General features: G+C 59.3%; 20 protein-coding genes. 13 read left to right on the top strand and 7 right to left on the bottom strand.

The genetic code is table 11. From position 1 onward, the window contains the following. The first annotated feature begins 30 nt into the window (after nt 1–30). Nucleotides 31–519, top strand: coding sequence for a GNAT family N-acetyltransferase (locus AACV31_RS11280; RefSeq protein WP_165154196.1), 489 nt, complete (start codon nt 31–33; stop codon nt 517–519). Next, complete coding sequence (fos, locus tag AACV31_RS11275) at nt 503–913, top strand: FosA family fosfomycin resistance glutathione transferase (protein WP_165154194.1); 411 nt, start codon at nt 503–505, stop codon at nt 911–913. The genes AACV31_RS11280 and fos overlap by 17 nt, the downstream gene beginning before the upstream one ends. Here the strand turns inward: fos and AACV31_RS11270 are convergent. After that, a complete protein-coding gene (locus AACV31_RS11270) occupies nt 910–1,365 on the bottom strand; it encodes a lysozyme inhibitor LprI family protein (RefSeq protein ID WP_165154192.1) in 456 nt (151 codons plus the stop codon). The two genes, fos and AACV31_RS11270, sit on opposite strands and share 4 nt — an antisense overlap. Further along, the gene (locus AACV31_RS11265; RefSeq protein ID WP_165154191.1) at nt 1,362–2,297 is read right to left on the bottom strand and encodes a peptidoglycan-binding protein; all 936 of its coding nucleotides are present in this window, start codon (nt 2,295–2,297) and stop codon (nt 1,362–1,364) included. The genes AACV31_RS11270 and AACV31_RS11265 overlap by 4 nt, the downstream gene beginning before the upstream one ends. Before the next feature lie 376 nt (nt 2,298–2,673). Between AACV31_RS11265 and AACV31_RS11260 the strand changes: the two genes are divergently transcribed. Continuing rightward, a complete protein-coding gene (locus AACV31_RS11260; RefSeq protein ID WP_165154190.1) occupies nt 2,674–3,477 on the top strand; it encodes a YdcF family protein in 804 nt (267 codons plus the stop codon). Nucleotides 3,478–3,682: 205 nt separating this feature from the next. Then, complete coding sequence (aldA, locus tag AACV31_RS11255) at nt 3,683–5,122, top strand: aldehyde dehydrogenase (RefSeq protein WP_165154189.1); 1,440 nt, start codon at nt 3,683–3,685, stop codon at nt 5,120–5,122. 33 nt (nt 5,123–5,155) lie between these two features. Here the strand turns inward: aldA and AACV31_RS11250 are convergent, their stop codons facing one another. After that, entirely contained in the window at nt 5,156–6,076 is a 921-nt protein-coding gene (locus tag AACV31_RS11250; RefSeq protein WP_165154188.1) for an alpha/beta hydrolase, read from the bottom strand. A gap of 102 nt (nt 6,077–6,178) precedes the next feature. Here AACV31_RS11250 and cybB point away from each other — a divergent pair, with 102 nt between their 5' ends. Beyond that, the gene (gene cybB / locus AACV31_RS11245) at nt 6,179–6,709 is read left to right on the top strand and encodes a cytochrome b561 (protein WP_165154187.1); all 531 of its coding nucleotides are present in this window, start codon (nt 6,179–6,181) and stop codon (nt 6,707–6,709) included. A gap of 164 nt (nt 6,710–6,873) precedes the next feature. Then, on the top strand, nt 6,874–8,199 hold the full coding sequence (locus AACV31_RS11240; protein WP_165154186.1) for an MFS transporter: 1,326 nt from the start codon (nt 6,874–6,876) through the stop codon (nt 8,197–8,199). Between the two features lie 21 nt (nt 8,200–8,220). On the opposite strand, the gene AACV31_RS11235 is transcribed toward AACV31_RS11240, so the two are convergent. Further along, nucleotides 8,221–8,580, bottom strand: a complete 360-nt coding sequence (locus AACV31_RS11235) for a hypothetical protein (protein WP_165154185.1) — start codon at nt 8,578–8,580, stop codon at nt 8,221–8,223. A 159-nt stretch (nt 8,581–8,739) separates the two neighbouring features. Continuing rightward, on the bottom strand, nt 8,740–8,967 hold the full coding sequence (locus tag AACV31_RS11230; protein ID WP_165154183.1) for a hypothetical protein: 228 nt from the start codon (nt 8,965–8,967) through the stop codon (nt 8,740–8,742). 299 nt (nt 8,968–9,266) lie between these two features. Between AACV31_RS11230 and AACV31_RS11225 the strand changes: the two genes are divergently transcribed. The 4 genes from AACV31_RS11225 to AACV31_RS11210 all read left to right on the top strand — a co-directional run bounded on the left by AACV31_RS11225 (nt 9,267) and on the right by AACV31_RS11210 (nt 13,260). After that, nucleotides 9,267–9,542 (top strand): metal/formaldehyde-sensitive transcriptional repressor, encoded by a 276-nt coding sequence (locus AACV31_RS11225; RefSeq protein ID WP_165154181.1) that lies wholly within the window; start codon nt 9,267–9,269, stop codon nt 9,540–9,542. 31 nt (nt 9,543–9,573) lie between these two features. Beyond that, nucleotides 9,574–10,692, top strand: a complete 1,119-nt coding sequence (locus tag AACV31_RS11220; protein WP_015741362.1) for an S-(hydroxymethyl)glutathione dehydrogenase/class III alcohol dehydrogenase — start codon at nt 9,574–9,576, stop codon at nt 10,690–10,692. Between the two features lie 173 nt (nt 10,693–10,865). Then, the gene (locus AACV31_RS11215) at nt 10,866–12,563 is read left to right on the top strand and encodes a methyl-accepting chemotaxis protein (RefSeq protein ID WP_165154179.1); all 1,698 of its coding nucleotides are present in this window, start codon (nt 10,866–10,868) and stop codon (nt 12,561–12,563) included. 196 nt (nt 12,564–12,759) lie between these two features. Next, nucleotides 12,760–13,260 (top strand): YciE/YciF ferroxidase family protein, encoded by a 501-nt coding sequence (locus AACV31_RS11210; RefSeq protein ID WP_007761620.1) that lies wholly within the window; start codon nt 12,760–12,762, stop codon nt 13,258–13,260. A 122-nt stretch (nt 13,261–13,382) separates the two neighbouring features. Here AACV31_RS11210 and AACV31_RS11205 read toward each other — a convergent pair whose 3' ends face one another. Beyond that, nucleotides 13,383–14,450: an alkene reductase gene (locus AACV31_RS11205; protein WP_165154177.1), complete on the bottom strand. Its 1,068-nt coding sequence runs from the start codon at nt 14,448–14,450 to the stop codon at nt 13,383–13,385. 118 nt (nt 14,451–14,568) lie between these two features. After that, a complete protein-coding gene (locus AACV31_RS11200; RefSeq protein ID WP_007761614.1) occupies nt 14,569–15,492 on the bottom strand; it encodes a LysR substrate-binding domain-containing protein in 924 nt (307 codons plus the stop codon). A 354-nt stretch (nt 15,493–15,846) separates the two neighbouring features. On the opposite strand from AACV31_RS11200, the gene hglS reads away from it, so the two are divergent. The 3 genes from hglS to AACV31_RS11185 all read left to right on the top strand — a co-directional run bounded on the left by hglS (nt 15,847) and on the right by AACV31_RS11185 (nt 20,960). Beyond that, nucleotides 15,847–17,190, top strand: a complete 1,344-nt coding sequence (gene hglS, locus AACV31_RS11195; protein ID WP_041923591.1) for a 2-oxoadipate dioxygenase/decarboxylase HglS — start codon at nt 15,847–15,849, stop codon at nt 17,188–17,190. A 43-nt stretch (nt 17,191–17,233) separates the two neighbouring features. Then, the gene (locus AACV31_RS11190; RefSeq protein WP_165154175.1) at nt 17,234–18,745 is read left to right on the top strand and encodes a carboxylesterase/lipase family protein; all 1,512 of its coding nucleotides are present in this window, start codon (nt 17,234–17,236) and stop codon (nt 18,743–18,745) included. A 559-nt stretch (nt 18,746–19,304) separates the two neighbouring features. Beyond that, complete coding sequence (locus AACV31_RS11185) at nt 19,305–20,960, top strand: glucan biosynthesis protein D (protein WP_165154173.1); 1,656 nt, start codon at nt 19,305–19,307, stop codon at nt 20,958–20,960. The last annotated feature ends 30 nt before the right edge of the window (nt 20,961–20,990 follow it).

Here is a 20,990-nt window from a genome sequence, read left to right as displayed (position 1 = left end):
GGCCTGATGCCGCGTGAATGAGAGAGAAAGATGCCTGATTACCTGATTGAACCGAGCGACCCGACGCACCCTGACGCTATCGTTTTGCTGGCCGCGCTCTCCGAGACGCTGGCGGCGCTCACCGGCAGCTCGGGCAGGCAGTCGTTTGATAATGACGATGTGCGCGTTAAGGGCGCGATCTTTTTACTGGCGCGTAACGCCAGCGGCGCGGCCATCGGCTGCGTGGCCTGTCGTCCGCTTCAGCCTGGCGTCGCCGAAATCAAACGTCTGTTCGCGCTGCCGGATAACCCCGGCGCGGGCAGCCAGTTATTAAGCGCGGCGGAGCGCTTCGCGCGTGACTTCGGCTATCAGCAGGCATGGCTGGAGACCCGCCGCACTAATCAGCGCGCGGTGGAATTTTACCTGCGCCGCGGTTATGAAATCATCGACAATTACGGGCGCTATGTGGGGCAGGAGGATGCGGTCTGCTTCGCCAGACCGCTGCAGGACGGGAGCGCGTCAGATGCTCAGCGGGCTTAACCACCTGACGCTGGCGGTGCGCGATGTGGCGCGAAGCCTCGCGTTTTACCAGACGCTGCCAGGGCTGCGGCTGCATGCGCGCTGGGACGGCGGAGCGTATCTTTCGTGCGGCGATCTCTGGCTCTGTCTGTCGCTGGATGACAACGCCGGGCAGCCTGCCCGTGACTACACCCATTATGCCTTTACCGTGAGCGAGGCGGATTTCCCGCAGGTGGTGGACACCCTGACCGCCGCGGGCGTGAAAATCTGGAAAACCAACCGCAGCGAGGGCGATTCCTGGTATTTTCTCGACCCGGACGGGCATCAGCTTGAGCTGCATGTCGGCAGTCTCGCCACCCGGCTGGCCGCCTGCCGTGCCGCGCCCTATAAGGGAATGCGGTTTTATGACGATTAGCGAAGCGCCCAGGCGGTTTTGATCTCCTGAACCCGGATGTGATTAAGATCGATAAGGCACTGGAGTGTAATATCCGACTGGCTCTGCGCCCATTCGCCGACCAGCGCGGCCTTCGCTGAGCAGAATTGATCACGCGAGGCCAGCCACAATTTTTGTGACTGGCTGAAGCGTTCTTCGAAGACATCTTTGATTTTCACGGGTGGATCGGCGTTTAACGTAAAGGGATCGTCGTAGTTTTCATTAATCATCGCCTGTAATTGCTCAACGGTTTTTGATAGCGCTTGCTCTGATGCCTTTAACGCATCCTCCTTGCACTTCTGCTGTGCAGCCTCGGCATCCTCAACATGCGGCAGGGCAAGACAGTGTGGGATTTCATCACCGTTGAAAAAGGGAACGGCTTGCGCATGAGCGTAAAGTATTAACAGTCCGAAGAAATAATATTTAATTTTCACTGTAAATATCCGATGCGATGACGATTATTTTCATAATCCATATAAGAGCGCGTGTTGCGGATTAACGTGATGAGTTGCGCGCAATCATTTCTTGCCACGCATGCAACGAGAATTTTTATATCAGTTACACCCTGAAAAATAATATCTACATACACATCCTTTATCCTTTTATTGAGTGCTGACCATGCCGGCGCATCGCTTATAATAAATTTTCCTTGGGTGTATTTTATATAATAATTCTTTGCTAAGTTAACATAGTCCGGGTAAACGGTCTCGAATAATTTTATTTGCTGTAAATGCGTAATTTCTCCTGTGAAACGGCCATAGTCTTGCACGAAACGGGCTGCAGTTCTGCCTTTCAACCCAGACGCTCTTGCGCAAATCTGAGCTTTATATTCTTCAATACCCGCTTGCCGCAGGTGAAACAGAATGTCTCCTGCGCTTCGGTTACCCATATCATATCCTCGTCCCAGTGTAACGCCCGATGCATAGGTTCCGGGCCAGTGTAGGATACGCGAGAAGGAGGGCATACGCTGTGTCTGACGAAAAGGTTCAACCGCCGTAATGTAATCAATCCCTTCGTTATCGAACGTAAACTGCCCTTGCCTGACTGTGAGCGAACCGCCGACATGCTGTGGCCGCCAGAACATGCCGCCTGAAGCGGCTAATGCTTCCATAATCCAGTGATCCATAGGCTGTACTAATCCCGTCGGTGACAAGTTTAAGAGACGTTGATACCAACGGATAGCCTCGATGGTATCGCCATTACATATGCCATTGGGGAGCACCGTCCGGCCTGTAATCGTTTTATAGCCCGCATCACCGATCATGGTCTGAATGGTTTTTACTTCATTGGGATTATTTGTGCCGCAGGCTCCCACCGTACCGTTCAGGCGAAATATTCGTGGCGATGAATAATGTTTTTGTGTCATTTAAACCTTCCTTTGCTTTTATAAATAACTTTCCATAAGTGGAATGAATGCTTTTCAGTTAAAAATAACTTTCTTAGGGGGCGACGGGCGATGATTTGTTAATGGCAAGAAGTTTACTTTTCATTCGTGTAGTAAAGAAGCAAATTGCTTTTATTTCAGATTGTATAAAATTAAAAATGATATAACGTGCGCGGTTCGCGGCCTGCCGCGACATATTTAGGAGGGTGGTTCTATAATTCATTACCGCATGCATTATATAATGCTCTCGATAAGCGGGACGGTGATTGCGGGGCAGTTCTCAGATTAGGAGCTCTCCGGTAGGGGCGAGGCGCGCCAGTGGGTACGCTGGATGCTGGCTTTGACTATGGAGGTGACGATGAACATGATGCCTTTTCCTCTGCTTTCGGAAGGCACGCTGCAGCGTGTTAACCTCATCGGCGCGTGGCTCGCCCGTAACGATTTTGCCGCAGCGCCCGCCGCCGGGGATGCGCAGCTGATTGTGCTCGCGGGCAACGCGGTGCTGCCGACCGTGGACGCCGCCGCGCATCTTGCTAAAGAGAGCGGGCTGCCGCTGCTGATAACCGGCGGGTTGGGTCACTCGACCACGTTCCTCTATGCCGCCGTGGCGCAGCATCCCCGTTACAACCATCTGCGCACCACCGGGCTTACCGAGGCGGGGATCCTGGCCCGTATCGCCCGCGATTTTCATGAAGTGCCTGATGAGCAGATTATCGTTGAAGAGAAATCCACTAACTGCGGCGAGAATGCCCGTTTCACCCGCGAGCTGCTGGAGCAACGCGGTGAATGGCCCGCGCGCGCCATCCTGATTCAGGACCCTACGATGCAGCGGCGCACCCACGCCACGTTTACCCGCGCCTGGCGCGACGCGCCGTCCCCGACCGAATGGCGGAGTTTCCCTGGCGTACAGCCGGTGCTGGAAAACGGCGCCAGGGCAGTGCAGTTCCGTGAGCCGTCCGAAGGGCTCTGGCCGGTGGAGCGGTATCTGTCGCTGGTGCTGGGCGAGATCCCGCGCCTGCGCAACGACGCTGGCGGCTACGGCCCGGCGGGCCGCGATTTCATTGATGAAGTAGCGATCCCGCCGGAGGTGCTGAACGCCTGGCAGGCGCTGCACGATGAACCGCAGCTCACCAGCTTTTTACGTCACCGTTCGCTCGCCTGACGGCCCGGCTGCCCGTTTGCGCGGTTTGCGGCGCAAACGGGCAGCGGCGTGTTGAATAATTGTTACCTCCCGGCGGGATTCTTCGCCGTTTTTTCCGACCTGTTTCACATTTTCAGCCAAAACGCTTCGCTGGCCTGCTCGCCGCTCGTAGTTTTTTAACAATTCATTCACCTGTTAAAAAACCATACGACAGCAGGAGCACGCAATGACAGCACCCATACAACATCCGATGTATATCGACGGTCAGTTCGTTCAGTGGCAGGGCGAGACGTGGATCGACGTGGTCAACCCCGCCACGGAGGCGGTGCTCTCCCGTATCCCGGACGGAACGGCAGAGGATGCGTGCCGCGCCATTGATGCCGCCGCCCGCGCGCAGGAAAACTGGGAAGCGCTGCCCGCCATCGAGCGCGCCGGGTGGCTGCGTAAAATTGCCGCGGGCATTCGCGAAAAAGCGGCGGAGATCGGCGCGCTTATCGTGGCGGAAGGCGGTAAAACGCAGCAGCTTGCGAGCGTTGAAGTCAACTTCACGGCGGATTACATCGACTATATGGCCGAGTGGGCGCGTCGCTATGAAGGCGAAATCCTGCAAAGCGACCGGCCAGGCGAGAATATTCTCGTCTTTAAACGCTCGCTTGGCGTCACCACCGGCATTCTGCCGTGGAATTTCCCGTTCTTCCTGATTGCCCGCAAGCTGGCCCCTGCGCTTATCACCGGCAACACCATTGTGATTAAACCGAGCGAATTCACGCCGAATAACGCCATCGCGTTTGCGCAGATCGTACACGAGGTGGGGCTGCCGGCGGGCGTCTTTAACCTGGTGCTCGGGCGCGGCGAAACCGTCGGCCAGGCGCTGGCGGGTAACCCGAAGGTGGCGCTGGTGAGCATGACCGGCAGCGTCGGCGCGGGCGAGAAAATCATGGCGGCGGCGGCGAAAAACATCACCAAAGTCTGTCTGGAGCTTGGCGGCAAAGCGCCCGCCATCGTGATGGACGATGCCGATGTGCCGCTTGCGGTAAAAGCAATTGTTGATTCGCGCGTCATTAACACCGGGCAGGTCTGTAACTGCGCCGAGCGCGTCTATGTGCAGAAGGGCATTTACGATCGCTTTGTGAGCGCGCTTAGCGAGGCGCTGAGCGCCGTGAAATTCGGCGATCCGGGGGCACACGATGATATCGCCATGGGCCCGCTGATTAACGCGGCTGCGCTGGCGCGCGTGAAAGAGAAAGTGGCGCGAGCGGTCAGCGAAGGCGCGACGGTAGCGCTCGGCGGCAAGGCGGTGGAGGGCAAAGGGTATTTTTATCCGCCGACGCTGCTGGTGGATGTGCGCCAGGAGATGAGCATCATGCACGAAGAGACGTTCGGCCCGGTGCTGCCGGTCGTCACGTTCGATACGCTGGAAGACGCCCTGGCGATGGCGAATGACAGTGAATACGGCCTGACGTCGTCGATTTATACGCAGTCGCTCGCCACCGCCATGAAAGCGATTAAAGGGCTGAAGTTCGGCGAAACCTATATCAACCGGGAAAACTTCGAAGCGATGCAGGGATTCCACGCGGGCTGGCGCAAATCCGGCATTGGCGGGGCGGATGGCAAACACGGTCTGCATGAATATCTGCAAACCCAGGTCGTTTATCTGCAAAGCTAAAAATGCAGGGCCGCTTACGGGCGGCCCGCTGCGTTACCGTTTGCTCTCAATCCAGTTCATCAGCAGCGTCGGCCAGACGTGCGCGGGCAGCCCCAGCGCATCGCGAATGCCGAACCCGTGTTGCCCCTGTTCAAAAAGATGCATCTCTACCGGCACGCCCTGCGCGTGCAGCGCGTTAAACATCAGTAGACTGTTTTCCACTTTCACGGCTGGGTCGTCCACCGCGTGCAGAAGAAACGTGGGCGGGGTGCTGGCATTGACCGCCCTTTGCGGCGAGTAGCGGCAGATAGCGGCGTCATCCGGCGCGGCGCCTGTCAGCGCCTCCCGCGAGCCGGGGTGCGCCACCGGCTCCTCCATCGTCATCACCGGGTAGACCAGCGCCATAAACGCCGGGCGGGCGCTGAAGGCGTCGGTTTCATCCAGCGGCGCGTACACCGCATCGTTCCAGCGCGTGCCGAGGCTTGCGGCGGCGTGACCGCCTGCGGAAAAACCCAGCACGCCAAGTTTATCCGGGTCGAGCTGCCAGCGCGTCGCCTGGGCGCGGATAAGCCGCATGGCGCGCTGGAGATCGGCGAGCGGGGCGTCGGCGCCTTCGGCGTGGCCGTCGGCGGGCAGGCGATAGGTCATCACAAACAGCGTATAGCCGCGATCGTTAAACTCAGGGGCCAGCGCGCTGCCTTCTTTATCCAGCACCACGCGGCGGTACGAGCCGCCGGGCGTCACCAGAATGCCGATGCCGTTAGGATTTTCCGGCGCGTAAACCACAATACGCGGCGCGCGTACGCCGGTGACGGATCGGTCGAGTTCGCTTGCGCCAGTCAGGCGCTCCTCAAGGGTAAACACCGCCGGGCTTTGACGTGCGCCCGGCGCCTCGTCCTGCGGCCAGACGGAGAGCTCGCGGCTGCGCGCAACCGCCTCGCGCATACGGGTCAACAGAGCGTCGTGGGCGTTCATACTCTCTCCTTTAATTTGTTCTGCGGTGGCATGAAAACTAATGAATATTTCATCTTCAGCCGTTATCCTGGTGTTTTCGTTGCGTTTAATCAGGATAGTCTTATGCGCAGTAAATACACCTCATTGCAAATCACGCTTCACTGGCTGGTGTTTCTTCTGGTGGTTATGGCTTACGCGGCGATGGAGCTGCGTGGGCTGGTGCCGCGACCTCTCGGGCGGCTGTTTATCTGGACGCACTTTAGCTGCGGCATCGCGATTCTGGCGCTGATGGTCACACGCCTGCTGGTGCGCATGAAATACCCCGCGCCGCCCATTGTGCCGAAACCGCGCGCGATGTATATCGGGCTTTCCCATCTGGTGCATCTGGTCATCTATCTGATGTTTATCGGTCTGCCGCTGCTCGGCATCGTTGCTAAATATTATGGCGGCAGTGACTGGTATGCCTTTGGCATCAGTATGCCGGTCGCCGCCGAGCCGGATGAGGACCGCGAAATGCAGTTGCGCGCTATTCACGCCTTTATCGCGAATCTCAGCTACTTTGTCATAGGGCTTCATGCGGCTGCGGCGCTCGTGCATCACTATTTCTGGAAAGACAACACGCTGCTGCGCATGATGCCGGGTAAGCGCGATTAACGCGCGCCGAAATGTGATCTTTCCGGCTTTTTAGGCGGCGCTGCGTGGCGGAGCTCACATTTTAAGCGGCGCAACGTGGGCGGTCTGACAACGGCGGCTTATAGATCTATATCTATTATAGAAACACTCGCGCGATTGTCACCGCGCCAGCCGGGAGAGACAGCATGACGCAGTCAGTGCAACGTGAAGCGACAAGGGCAGACGTGGACGACCAGGCGCAACTGGCGCGTAAACTACGCAAGGTACTGCTGGCGACCGGCGTCGGCCATTTTGTCGAATGGTTCGATTTCGGGCTCTACGGCACGCTGGCGGCCATTATCGGGATGCAGTTTTTCCAGACCGGCGACCCGGCGGCGGCGCTGCTCTCGTCCTTCGCGGTGTTCGGCGCGGGCTTTATTATGCGCCCGCTCGGCGGGCTCTATTTCGGCTCGCTTGGCGACCGCATCGGCCGCAAGCGCGTGCTGGCGACGGTCATTCTGCTCACCTCCGGCGCCACCTTCATCATGGGCCTTTTGCCGACGTATCATCAGATTGGCCTGCTGGCGCCTGCGCTGCTGGTGCTCACCCGTCTGGTGCAGGGCTTTGCGGCGGGCGGCGAGACGTCCGGCGCGACCACATTCCTCGCCGAATACGCGCCGGTAGATAAGCGCGGTTACTTTACCTGCTGGATCGATAACTTCGGCTTTATGGCTTTCGTGGCGGGCTCCGGGCTGGTGTTTCTGCTGACCGCCGGTCTTGGCGAAACCGCGATGAACGACTGGGGCTGGCGCATTCCGTTTTTGATCGCCGGGCCGCTCGGCTGGGTGGGGCTTTACCTGCGAACACACCTTGAAGACACGCCGGAATTCCAGGCGGCGGCGAAAGCGGGCACGACCCAGGCCGCGCCGCTGCGCAGTACGCTTAAAAGCGCCCGCGGCGCGCTGCTGTTCTGCGTCGGGTTTGTGGTTATCAAAGCGGTCGGGCACTGGATGCTGCAAACCTTTATGCCGGGCTATCTGATAACGCAGATGCACTTCAGCAAACTTGATGCCTACGCGATCACCACCATCGGGTTGTTCGGCATTGCGGTACTGGTGCCGTTTATGGGCTGGCTCTCCGACCGCTATGGACGCAGGCCGCTGATGCTCGCGGGCTGCGGCGGATTTATCCTCTTTACCTACCCGGCGCTGATGGTAATGGCGAATGGCAATATGCTCTCCGCGGTGCTGGCGATGCTGCTGCTGGGCGCGTTTATCGCCGCCTTTGACGGGGCGTGCAGCGCGGCGATGGCGGAGCTGTTTCCGACGAGCGTGCGCTACGGCGGGCTGTCGGTCGCCTATAACCTCTCGGTCGCCTTTTTCGGCGGCATCACGCCGTGGTTCTCGGCGTTTCTTATCGCCTCCACGGGCAATCTTTTCTCGCCCGCGTTTTATGTGATGGGCGCGGCTCTGATCACCTTTATTACCGTGATGCGCGCGAAAGAAACCGCCGGGTTGCCGCTGCGCCGCTAAGCTCCAGCGCTTCGGCCGGTTTTATTCCCGAAATACCGGCAGATCCACCGGCCAGGCATTGCGCAGGCTCAGAAGGTGGCAGTGGACGAACCTGGCTTCGCGTTGATACCAGAAACCGAACGACTGCGTCATCTGGTCGTACACCATCCGATCCAGATTTGCGAACGGAAAAACCACTAAACTTCCCCGCTGCGCGCGGCCGCCGCCGGTTTCAAAATGATCCCGGCCCCAGGCCTCCTGCGTGTGTTCATAGCGGTGCAGTATCACTTCAATCGTCTCTCTGTCGGGGCAGCGCAGCATCAGCACACTGTTGTTAACATCGAGGGCAAAAGCGAAGGGGGGGAAGAGCGCGAGTAAAACCACTAACAATAACGTTTTCATACCAGTCCTGTCCTTTACAGGGCGGCAGTTATGACACTCTGCAAAGCGCACCGCATTGAGATATATCATGCTGGTGGTTTAGGTGAGGGCTATATATACAACTGGTGAATGAAAAATGTTGTTGTGAACTGTGCAGGAGGAGACCGTGTCGGGCGTGATTTATCCGTTCCGGAGAAGACGTAACAGAAAGAAAAACAGCAACGAACTGGTTAGCACCGCAATGCCAGTAAAGGCGTAGAGGATAATGTCCATGACGCTTTCGTCACCAAAGTAGCCCATGCGCTCTGCAAAAGCGTACTGCGCCGCGGGCGGTATGAGCACATAAAGGCTTTTCGTCATGAGTATGACTGTCAGCAGCCAGGCTACCGCTACGAAAAATGACTTCATGAATGCTCCTGCGGTTTGTGGGATGTGAAGGTGGTTTACACGGCGTTTAAGAATGCTAAGAAGGGCCAATAAAATGGCGCTTATACCATGTTTTGTTTTGATTTATTGTGCCTTATTCTTCTTAAAATCAATGGGTTGAATGATGTTAATTGTATTCATTCGTCTGCTCAATTATCTGCCAGGGCATATGTTTGGCTCAGGTTATCTGTCAGCAAAAACATACCGCCTGCAAATGCCGTTTGCAGAGGCGTACACGTTTCTATACCATACCCCCCTATAGTATCTATGAGGCCAAAACCATGCCGCATTCTCCTGAGGACAAAAAGCGCATTCTGACCCGCGTGCGTCGCATTCGCGGCCAGACGGAGGCGCTGGAGCGCGCGCTGGAGGCGGGCGAACCCTGTCTCCATATTCTCCAGCAAATCGCCGCCGTACGCGGCGCCGCCAACGGCCTGATGGGCGAAATGGTGGAAATTCACTTGAAAGATGAGCTGGTCAGCGGCGACACCACGCCGGAGCAGCGCGCGCAACGGATGACGGAAATCGGTCAGCTTTTGCGCGCTTATCTAAAATAACTATGACGACTCACTACAACGGAAGGACATTATGAAATCACGTGCAGCAGTCGCATTTGGCCCAGGCAAACCGCTGGAAATCGTAGAGATTGACGTCGCGCCGCCGAAAAAGGGCGAAGTGCTGGTCAAAATCACCCACACCGGCGTGTGCCACACCGATGCGTTCACGCTCTCCGGCGACGATCCGGAAGGCGTATTCCCTGCGGTGCTCGGCCATGAAGGCGGCGGCGTGGTCGTGGAAGTGGGCGAGGGCGTCACCAGCCTGAAGCCGGGCGACCATGTGATCCCGCTCTATACCGCTGAGTGCGGCGAGTGCAAATTCTGTAAATCCGGCAAAACCAACCTCTGCCAGGCCGTGCGCGCCACCCAGGGCAAAGGCCTGATGCCGGACGGCACCACCCGTTTCTCTTACAACGGCGAGCCGGTTTATCACTACATGGGCACCAGCACGTTCAGCGAATACACCGTTTGCGCGGAAATTTCGCTGGCGAAAGTGAACCCGCAGGCGCCGCTCGATAAAGTCTGTCTGCTGGGCTGCGGCGTCACCACCGGCATCGGCGCGGTGCATAACACCGCCAAAGTGAAAGAGGGCGACACCGTTGCCGTGTTCGGCCTCGGTGGTATTGGCCTCGCGGTCATTCAGGGCGCGGTCCAGGCGAAAGCCGGACGCATTCTGGCGGTCGACACCAACCCGGAAAAATTCAAGCTGGCGGGTGAAATGGGCGCGACCGATTTCGTTAACCCGAAAGATTACGACAAGCCGATTCAGGACGTTATCGTTGAGATGACCGACGGCGGCGTCGATTTCAGCTTCGAGTGCATCGGCAACGTGAACGTGATGCGCGCGGCGCTGGAATGCTGCCATAAAGGCTGGGGTGAAAGCGTTATCATCGGCGTGGCGGGCGCAGGCCAGGAGATCAAAACGCGTCCGTTCCAGCTGGTGACAGGCCGCGTCTGGCGCGGGTCGGCGTTCGGCGGCGTGAAAGGGCGCACCCAGTTGCCGGGCATGGTGGAAGACGCGATGGCGGGCAAGATTCGCCTCGATCCTTTCATCACGCACCGCCTGCCGCTTGAGCAGATTAACGAGGCGTTTGACCTGATGCACGAAGGCAAATCGATCCGCACCGTTATCCATTTCGGCGACAAATAACCTTATCTGCCAGCGGCTTATCTGCTGCTGGCACCTTCACTTTCCCCGACTTTAGCCCCTCTTTTCGAATCTGTGAGCCAGGTATCGCTTTTAAGGGTAAGCGTTTACGCAAATCTGCCGATGTCCTAAAGGCAAGACTATTTTTGCATCTTACCCAAAGGGAAATCGTGGCCATGAAAAAAACAACAACCCGTGATTCCGGGGCGCTAAGCTTCTGGCATCACATTCGGCTTGTCCCGCTGTTCTCCGTCATCCTGGGAGGGATTCTGGTGTTGTTCGCGCTTTGCGGCGGGCTGGCAGGATACTTCCTTATGCAGGGCGACAGCGCGCTTAACAACGTAACGCAAGAGATACAGATCCGCAGTGGGCTTGCGGATAGCGCCAACCAGCTTCGCACGGCGCGTATCAATATGATCCACGCAGGCGCGGCCAGCCGCGTCGCGGAGATGGACGCGATGAAGCGCAACATCGCCGATGCGGAAAAAGCGATAGCGCAGGCCAATGTCGGTTTTAAACAGTATGTGGATCGCGAGTCGCATGCGGATTCAGAAGCGGCGCTCGACAGCGAGCTCAAAGCCCGTTACGACGCCTATATCAGCGGCCTGACGCCGATGCTGAAATATGCCAAAAACGGCATGTTCGAAGCGATTATCGAGCATGAAAACGAAACGGCCCGCAAGCTTGACGACGACTACAACCAGGTACTGGCGAAAGCGCTGGCGAGCCGCACCGAGCGTGTTGAGCAACTGCGTAGCGACGCCAGCACCCGCACTCACTTCAGCCTGATGGTGATGGTCGCCGCGTTCGCGGTCGCGCTGGTTATGACGCTCCTGACCTTCGTGGTGCTCCGTCGCGTGGTTATCGTTCCGCTGCAACATGCGGCGACGCGCATTGAAACTATCGCCAGCGGCGATCTGACACTGCCGGAAGAGGCGACAGGGCGCAGCGAAATCGGCCGCCTGAGCCAGCATCTGCAAATGATGCAGCGGTCGCTGGTGAAAACCGTCAGCGCCGTGCGCGAAGGCGCGCAGGCTATCTACCAGGGCACCAGCGAAATCTCCGCAGGCAACACCGATCTCTCTTCGCGCACCGAGCAGCAGGCCGCGGCGCTGGAGCAGACCGCCGCCAGCATGGAACAGCTGACCGCCACCGTGAAACAGAACGCCGACAACGCCCACCACGCCAGCAAACTGGCGCAGGACGCTTCCGGTAAAGCCACCACCGGCGGGCAGATTGTCTCCGGCGTGGTGACCACAATGGGCAACATCTCCAGCAGCTCGAAGAAAATCTCTGAAATCACGGCGGTGATTAACAGCATCGCCTTCCAGACCAACATCCTCGCGCTTAACGCCGCGGTGGAAGCGGCTCGCGCAGGCGAACAGGGCCGCGGCTTCGCGGTCGTCGCCAGCGAAGTGCGCACGCTCGCCAGCCGCAGCGCCCAGGCGGCGAAAGAGATTGAAGGGCTTATCAGCGAATCGGTGGCGCTTATCGATCGCGGCTCCAGCGAAGTCGTCAATGCTGGCGATACCATGAAAGGCATCGTCGAGGCGGTGAAACGCCTGACCGATATCATGCTGGAGATCGCGGCGGCGTCTGACGAACAGCGTCAGGGCATTGAGCAGGTGGCGCAGGCCATCGCGGAAATGGACAACGTGACGCAGCAGAACGCCTCGCTGGTGGAAGAAGCGTCCTCAGCGGCGGTCTCGCTCGAAGAGCAGGCGGGCCGCCTGACGCAGGCGGTTGGCACCTTCCGCTTAAGCGCCGCCTCCGCAGCGCGTAAAAACGAGCCGCAACCGCCTGCCGCGCAGCCGCTGGCGCCCGTCGTGCCGCGCGCGGCGCTGGCACAGAGCGACCACTGGGAAACCTTCTGATCTATCAAGGGCAGCGCAGCCTGCCCCTCGCTCTACTCTTAGCCCGACCTTTGCCGCTCCCGTGAGCGGCTTTTTTTTGGCGCATCGTTTTCGGATTATGCTGTATCACTTTTCGCGTTTGCCGCCTGGCTTATTTCCGCATTCCTTGTCCAGACTTAAAGGGCTTTACTTTTGACAACCCTTATGGAGGCAAGAGATGCAGATCAAAACCGCTCAGGATCTTTTTGTACATTTACTTTCAGACACCTATAGCGCAGAGAAACAGCTGACCCGCGCTCTGCCGAAGCTTGCACGTGCCGCTTCCGATGAAAAGCTGGCCGCGGCATTCCGCGCTCACCTCGAGGAAACCCGGGGCCAGATTGAACGCATCGACCAGGTGGTGGAAAGCGTGCCTGAGCTTAAACTGCGCCGCATCAAATGCGTGGCGATGGAAGGGCTGATTGAAGAAGGCCAGGAAGTGATTGACGAAATCGAGCAAGGCCCGGTACGCGACGCTGGCCTTATCGCCGCCGCACAGAAAGTGGAGCACTATGAAATCGCCGCTTACGGCACGCTCTGCACCCTGGCAGAACAGTTAGGCTACAAAGACGCGAAGAAACTGCTGGCAGCCACGCTTGAGGAGGAGAAATCCACCGACGGCAAGCTGACCACTATCGCAGAAACCGCGGTCAACGCGAAAGCATCCAAAGCGGCGTAACCCCCCGCTTACCCGCGCTTTACCCTCAAAGCGCGACACGCCCAACCCCCGGCTTGCCGGGGGTTTTTTTATGGCATAACAACAGAAAAGGGCGCCGCAGCGCCCTGGTGCTGGCGTGTTTGTTACTGCGCGCTATCGTCGAGGAACGGATAGTCGGTATAACCGGTCGCGCCTTCGGCGTAGATGGTTGCGTCATTCAGCGGGTTGTAAGGCCCGTTTCTGCGAAAACGCTCCACCAGATCGGGGTTCGCGATATAGAGCTTGCCGAACGCCGCCGCGTCCGCTTCGCCGCTGGCAATCACGGCCTCGGCGCTCTCTTTGGTCAGCCCTTCGTTGGCAATCCACGCGCCGGTGAATTTATGGCGGATCTGCGGCCCGACGCGGTTGGGCGTATCCAGCGCTTCACGCGAGAAAATAAACGCCAGGCGACGCAGGTTTAACTGCTCCAGCACGTAGCCGAACATCGCCACTGGGTTGGAGTCGTGCATCGAGTAGGAGTTAGACATCAGGTTGAGGTGCACCCCGACGCGGTCGGCAGGCCACTCGGTCAGCAGCGCGTCCACCGTTTCCAGCAGGAAGCGCGCGCGGTTCTCAATGCTGCCGCCGTATTGATCGGTGCGCTGGTTGGAGCCGTCATGCAGGAACTGATCAAACAGATAGCCGTTCGCGGCGTGGATCTCCACGGCGTCGAAGCCCGCGCGTTTGGCGTTAATCGCCGCGCGGCGGAAATCTTCCACGATGCCCAGGATCTCATGAGTTTCGAGCGCGCGCGGAGTGCCATAAGGGCGTTTCGGGCGCACCGTCGTCACGTGGCCTTCCGGGGCGATAGCGCTCGGCGCGACCGGCTTCTCGCCGTTCAGAAAGACCGGGTCGGAGACGCGGCCCACGTGCCAGAGTTGCAGCACCATTCTTCCGCCCGCCTGATGCACCGCATCAACGATCTCGCGCCAGGCGCCGACCTGTTTTTCCGACCAGATCCCCGGCGTATTCGGGTAGCCGACGCCCTGCGGCGTTACGGAGGTGGCTTCGGTGAAGATAAGCCCGGCGCTGGCGCGCTGCGTGTAGTACGTTTTGACTATTTCGCCCGGCGTGCGCTCGTCCACCGCGCGCATGCGCGTGAGCGGCGCCATCACGACGCGATTTTTTAACTCCAGCGCGCCAATGTTTACCGGTTCTAACAGCGTTGACATAACAGAACTCCCGTCAGGATGAAGGCGTATCTGTCATTTAAACGATATCACGCGCCGGATGGCAAGCCTGGAGGCTTATTACTTTTCACGCTAACTAATGCCGCGACGCGCTTTCCACTCAGTTGAGCATCGATTTGCGAAGCGACGACAGCAGCGCCCGCGCGCCCTGTGAGAGCGGGGCGTCGACGCGGGTCAGAATGCCGATAGGCTCGCCGGGGCCAGGGATAGCGATGGGCAGCGCCGTCAGCGTTCCCTGGCGTAAATCTTCTTTAACCGCGCCCGAGGGCACAAACCAGACATAGTTATAGTCGACCGTTAACTGGCGCGAGAGCGACGCCGAGAGCGTCTCAATACAGGTGGCGGGAAGCTGGCACCCCTGGCTTGCCAGCAGCGTTTCGGCGTTATCGCGCGGCACCGTGCCTTTGGGCGATACCACCACCGGCCACTCCATGACGCGGCTCAGGGTGACATTATCCTGCAACAGCGGGTGCCCGGGGCGCACCACCAGCTTCAGGGATTCCATAAACAGCAGTTCGTAATTCAGCCCGTTCATCAGCTCCGGATCGGACATCCGGCCCACGCCGAGATCCAGCTCGCCCGATTTCAGGCCCGCCAGCAGCATGGTGTTATTCATGATGGCCACCTGCAGCGTGATATCGCTTTGCTGCTTGTGAAAAGGGCCAATGACCGCAGGCAGTACGCCGAGCGCGGCCGTGGGCAGCGCGCCGATACGCACGACATCGCAGCCTTCTTCCGGCTTGCGGTTCAGCGCCTGGCCGGCGTGATTGAGCGCGTCGAGCACGTTCACCGCGTGGGTGAGAAACTGCTCGCCAAGCAGTGTGAGCTGAGCGCCGAGGCGGCCGCGTTCAAACAGCCGCGCGCCGGTGAGCTGCTCCAGCTCGTTGAGCGTTTTGGAGAGCGCAGGCTGGCTGAGATTAAGGGTTTCCGCCGCGCGCCCGAGAGTGCCCTGCTGAGCGACGGCGACGAACGTGTGCAAATGGCGCAAGCGAATGCGCTGGGAGAACAAACCGTTTTTTTCCATAGCTGATGTTAAAAACAGAGCGGGAGCCGTGACAAGATAACTTGTTTAATTTTGATAACTTGCTAGCAAAATAATATTAACAAAACAGATAAATATGCAACATCATCTTCCGGCGGACTGCGAATATTTTAACGTGCGGATCGGCCAGACGATTTTCCTGTGACAGGGTGTAAACCAGACGGCTGGCGGGGGCCGGAGTAAACGCGCGGTTCCCGGTTGTTTTGCCCTGCGTTTTGCCGGACGTGCGGCGCCGGATGGCTTGTTACGTTTTGGATCACAAATTGTAAATTCTTCACCGCTGATAGTGCCGCGATTCTCTACAATCTCAGCAATATTCACTGGAGGCACGACACCATGGCGAACAGCATCACGGCAGATGAGATTCGGGAACATTTTTCGCAGGCCATGTCGGCCATGTACCAGGAAGAAGTGCCGCAGTACGGCACATTGCTGGAACTGGTGGCCGACGTGAACCTGGGCGTACTGGAAAGCCACCCGCAACTGCATGAGCAGCTTGCCAACGCCGATGAGCTGGCGCGGCTTAACGTCGAGCGCCACGGGGCGATTCGCGTCGGCACCGCCAGCGAGCTGGCGACGCTTCGACGGATTTTCGCCATTATGGGGATGCACCCGGTCAGCTATTACGATCTCTCCCAGGCTGGCGTGCCGGTGCACTCGACGGCGTTTCGCCCGGTGGACGACGTGGCGCTGGCACGTAACCCGTTTCGCATTTTTACTTCGCTGCTGCGCCTTGAGCTTATCGAAGACGAAAAGCTGCGCAAGCGCGCCGCCACGGTGCTCTCCCGACGCGATATCTTTACGCGTCGCTGCTATGAGCTGCTGAACATTTACGACGAGCAGGGCGCGTTTAACGCCGATCAGGCCGAGGAGTTCGTGCGCGAGGCGCTGGAAACGTTCCGCTGGCACAGCCATGCGACGGTGGATGCCGCCACCTATCAGGCGCTCCATGACGAGCACCGGCTGATTGCCGATGTGGTGTGCTTTCGCGGCTGCCACATCAACCACCTGACGCCCCGCACGCTGGATATCGACCGCGTGCAGTCGCTGATGCCGGAATATGGCATTGAGCCGAAAGCCGTTATCGAAGGGCCGCCGCGCCGTGAATTTCCCATTCTGCTGCGCCAGACCAGCTTTAAAGCGCTGGAGGAGCCGATTCGCTTTGGCGGCGACAGCCCCGGCACCCACACCGCGCGCTTCGGTGAAATCGAACAGCGCGGCATGGCGCTGACGCCCAAAGGTCGCGCGCTCTACGACGAACTGCTGGCGACGGCGGGGAGCGGCAAGGATAACCTGACGCATCAACTGAAATTACAGGAGGCGTTCAGCCGCTTCCCGGACAGCGATACGCTGCTGCGCCGCCAGGGCCTGGCCTATTTCCGCTACCGTCTGACGCCGGTCGGCGAAACGCACCGTCAGGCTATTCGTCCCGGCGACGATCCGCAGACGCTCATTGAGCGCGGCTGGCTGGTGGCGCAGCCGATTATCTATGAAGATTTTCTGCCGGTCAGCGCGGCGGGGATTTTTCAGTCCAATCTCGGCGAGGACGCGCGGGCCCGTCGCCACGGCAACGCCAGCCGCGATACCTTTGAAGCGGCGCTCGGTTGCCCGGTGCTGGATGAGTTCACGCTCTATCAGGAGGCGGAAGATCGCAGCAAACGACGTTGCGGTCTGCTCTGAAACGGCTACGCTCCCAGGATTGCCGTTTAAAAAAGGAAGAGGTATGTGCAACCTGGAAATGCCGATAGCCACCACCACGCACGGCGACGTGCGTGGGTGTACAGAAAATGATATCGCCGTGTGGCGGGGCATCCCGTATGCCGCGCCGCCGGTCGACGAGCGTCGCTGGCGCGCGCCGCAGCCGCTGGCTGCCTGGCAGGGCGTGCGCGACGCGACTGCCTTTTCCGCCGCCAGCTGGCAGAACGCCGGCTTTTGCCGCGAGCTTGCCGGAGGCGATCCGGGCGCGTTCAGCGAAGATTGTCTTTATCTCAACGTCTGGGCGCCGGTGGCGCGCGATACGCCGCTGCCGGTAATGGTCTGGCTGCATGGCGGCGGCTTCACGCTTGGCGCGGGCAGCCTGCCGCCCTATGACGGCCAGGCGCTGGCGCGTCGCGGCGTGGTGGTGGTGACGGTGAACTACCGGCTCGGGCATCTTGGTTTTTTCGCCCATCCGGCGCTGGAAGACGAAGACGCCGCCGGGCCGGTTTATAACTTTGCGCTGCTCGATCAAATCGCCGCGCTGCGCTGGGTGCAAGACAATATTGCCGCCTTTGGTGGCGATCGTGACAACGTCACGCTATTTGGCGAATCCGCCGGGGCGCGCAGCGTGCTGTCGCTGATGGCCTCACCGCTCGCAAAAGGGCTGTTCCATAAAGCGATTATCCAGAGCGGCTACACGCTGCCCGATATCCCGCGCCGCAAAGCGCTGCTTAATGGCGCGGCGCTCACCCGTCACTTAGGCCTTAAAGCGCCTACCGCCGCCGAACTGCGCGCGCTGCCCGCCGATACCTTCTGGCAGCTCACCACGCCTTATGTCACCGGACCTGCGCCGATTGCGGGCGATATTGTGCTGCCGGAGCCGATGCTGGAGACCTTTTTCGCCGCGCGCCAGCATCCGATGCCGGTGATGGTCGGCAGTAACAGCGACGAAGCCAGCGTGCTGGCGTATTTCGGCGTTAATCTGGAAGAGCAGATCCGCAAGCTGCGCCGTGAACGGCGTTTCGGGCTCGGGCTTATCCGGCTGTTGTACCCTGGCGTGCGCGGCGACCGGGAGCTGGGGCGCCAGGTCTGCCGCGATATGGCGTTTACCACGCTCGGCTTTGTGGTGATGCAGGCGCAAAGCCGACGCGGCGTGCCGTGCTGGCGTTACTGGTTTGATTACGTGGCTGAAGGCGAACGGGAGACGTTCGCCAATGGCGCCTGGCACGGCAATGAAGTGCCTTACGTGTTTGATAATCTGGGGCAGGTCGAGCCGCTGAAAGACTACGCCACGGCGGCGGATCACGCCTTCGCCGGGCAGGTGGCGGACTACTGGGTCAGCTTTGCAAAACACGCCAGCGCGCAAAGTCAGGCGCTTGACGGCCCGGTGCGCTGGCTCGCCTGCGTACGCGGACGCGACCGCCTGCTGCGTATAGGGCTTAACAAAAAAGCGGGGTGGCGGCTGGAAAACCGCTTTATGCGCGCGCGGCTGGCGCTTTTTAAGCGGGTAATGCGCTATCACGTGACGCTGGACTAAGCGCGTCAAAAACAAAACCCCGCGCGGCGGCGTGGGGTGATGGTGGCGTTTCCTGAAAAGAACCCGGCGAAGCCGGGCCACCATGAGCTATCATCATTAAAATTTGGGTGTCGACCGACGGTTTTGTATCGTGCTGTTGTCGGCCCCTCCCACAGGGAGGAATATAGGCATATACAGGGGCCTGAACGGCGTGACGCCGCCAGTCTCTGCGATGCCAGAAACTATCCTGTCCCGGTGCGGCTGGCAAGATGGGCCGTCATCGTTTTTTGTGATGGTTCTCGCGAATCCCTCTGAAACCCGCTACGCTGCGCGGCTTTACCCGGTGCGCATAAAGTAACCTGTTGATTTTACGGCCACCCGCGCCACCGCGCCTGACATAAATTTACCCATCTTTAGTCATCTATTGACTTGAAAAATAAGAAATTATTTAATTTTTCCGCCGCCTGTTGGCTTCATCCTGAATTTTGTCTAGAGTGAGCGGTCATATTGCTTGTAACATTTGCCGCCGCCAGGCTTCGGCCTTGCGAAATACCTCGACAAAAAAGGACGGTTTTCAGGCATGAACCGCAGACGTTTTATCAAGGCCTCGTTGGCCCTCGCCGCGGCATGCGGCACTCCAGGTCTCGCCACGCTTTTCTCCCGCAACGCCTGGGCGCAGGAGTCCGATATCGCGGACGGCCAGACGCGCGCCTTTGATTTCAGCGTGTTACAGGCTATGGCCGCCGAGCTCTCGCAAAAACCGTGGGGCGGCGCGCCGCGACCGCTGCCCGATACGCTCGCAAAGCTCACCCCGCAGGCCTATAACAGCATCCAGTATGACGCCGGACATTCCCTGTGGAATAACATCGAGGGCCGCCAGCTCGATGTGCAGTTTTTCCACGTCGGCATGGGCTTTCGCCGCCGGGTGCGGATGTTCTCGCTCGATTCGGCGACCCGCCAGGCCCGCGAAGTGCATTTCCGCCCTGAGCTCTTTAACTACCATGACGCGGGCGTCGATACCCGCCAGCTGGAAGGGCAGACCGATCTCGGCTTCGCCGGTTTTCGCGCGTTCAAAGCGCCGGAGCTGGCGCGTCGCGATATCGTCTCCTTCCTCGGCGCGAGCTATTTCCGCGCGGTAGACAGCACCTTCCAGTACGGGCTGTCGGCCCGCGGGCTGGCGGTCGATACGTTTACCGATACGCCGGAAGAGTTCCCGGATTTCACCGCCTTCTGGTTTGAAACCCCGAAAGCGCAGGACACCACGTTTATCGCTTACGCGCTGCTGGACAGCCCGAGCGTGACCGGCGCGTATAAGTTCATCATTCACTGCGAATCGAGCCAGGTGATCATGGAAGTGGAAAACTTCCTGTTCGCGCGCAAAGATATCAAACAGCTCGGCATCGCGCCGATGACCAGTATGTTCAGCTGCGGCAACAACGAACGCCGCATGTGCGACACCATTCACCCGCAAATCCACGACTCCGACCGCCTGGCGATGTGGCGCGGCAACGGCGAGTGGGTATGCCGCCCGCTCAATAACCCGCAGCGCCTGCAATTTAATGCGTTCGCGGATGAAAACCCGAAAGGGTTTGGCCTGTTGCAGACCGACCATAAATTCGAGAGCTACCAGGACGTCATGGGCTGGTATAACAAGCGCCCGAGCCTGTGGGTGGAGCCGCGCAACCGCTGGGGGAAAGGCACCGTCTCGCTGATGGAAATCCCGACCACCGGGGAAACGCTGGATAACATCGTCTGCTTCTGGCAGCCGGAAAAACCGATCCGCGCCGGGGATAAGCTTAACTTCCAGTATCGTCTCTACTGGAGCGCCGACGCGCCGGTACGCACGCCGCTGGCGCGCGTTTACGCCACCCGCACCGGGATGGGCAGTTTCCCGGAAGGCTGGGCGCCGGGCGAGAACTTCCCGGCGCAGTGGTCGCGCCGCGTCGCCGTGGATTTCGTAGGCGGCGATCTTAAAGGCGCCGCGCCGCGCGGCATCGAGCCCGTAATTACGCTCTCCAGCGGCGAGGCGAAACAGGTAGAGATCCTCTACGTCGAGCCGTTTGACGGCTATCGCATCCAGTTCGACTGGTATCCGACGTCCGACTCCGTAGACCCGGTCGAGATGCGCATGTTCCTGCGCTGTCAGGGCGAGGCCATCAGCGAAACCTGGCTGTGGCAATATTTCCCGCCCGCGCCGGATAAACGCAAATATGTCGACGATCGGCAGATGCGCTAAGCTATTCTCCGCAAGCCCCGTTTCGACGGG

Origin of the sequence: Cronobacter sp. EKM101R, assembly GCF_963888145.1 — a bacterium.
Taxonomy (GTDB): Bacteria; Pseudomonadota; Gammaproteobacteria; order Enterobacterales; family Enterobacteriaceae; genus Cronobacter; species Cronobacter turicensis.
This window is presented reverse-complemented; position numbering and strand designations above follow the sequence as displayed.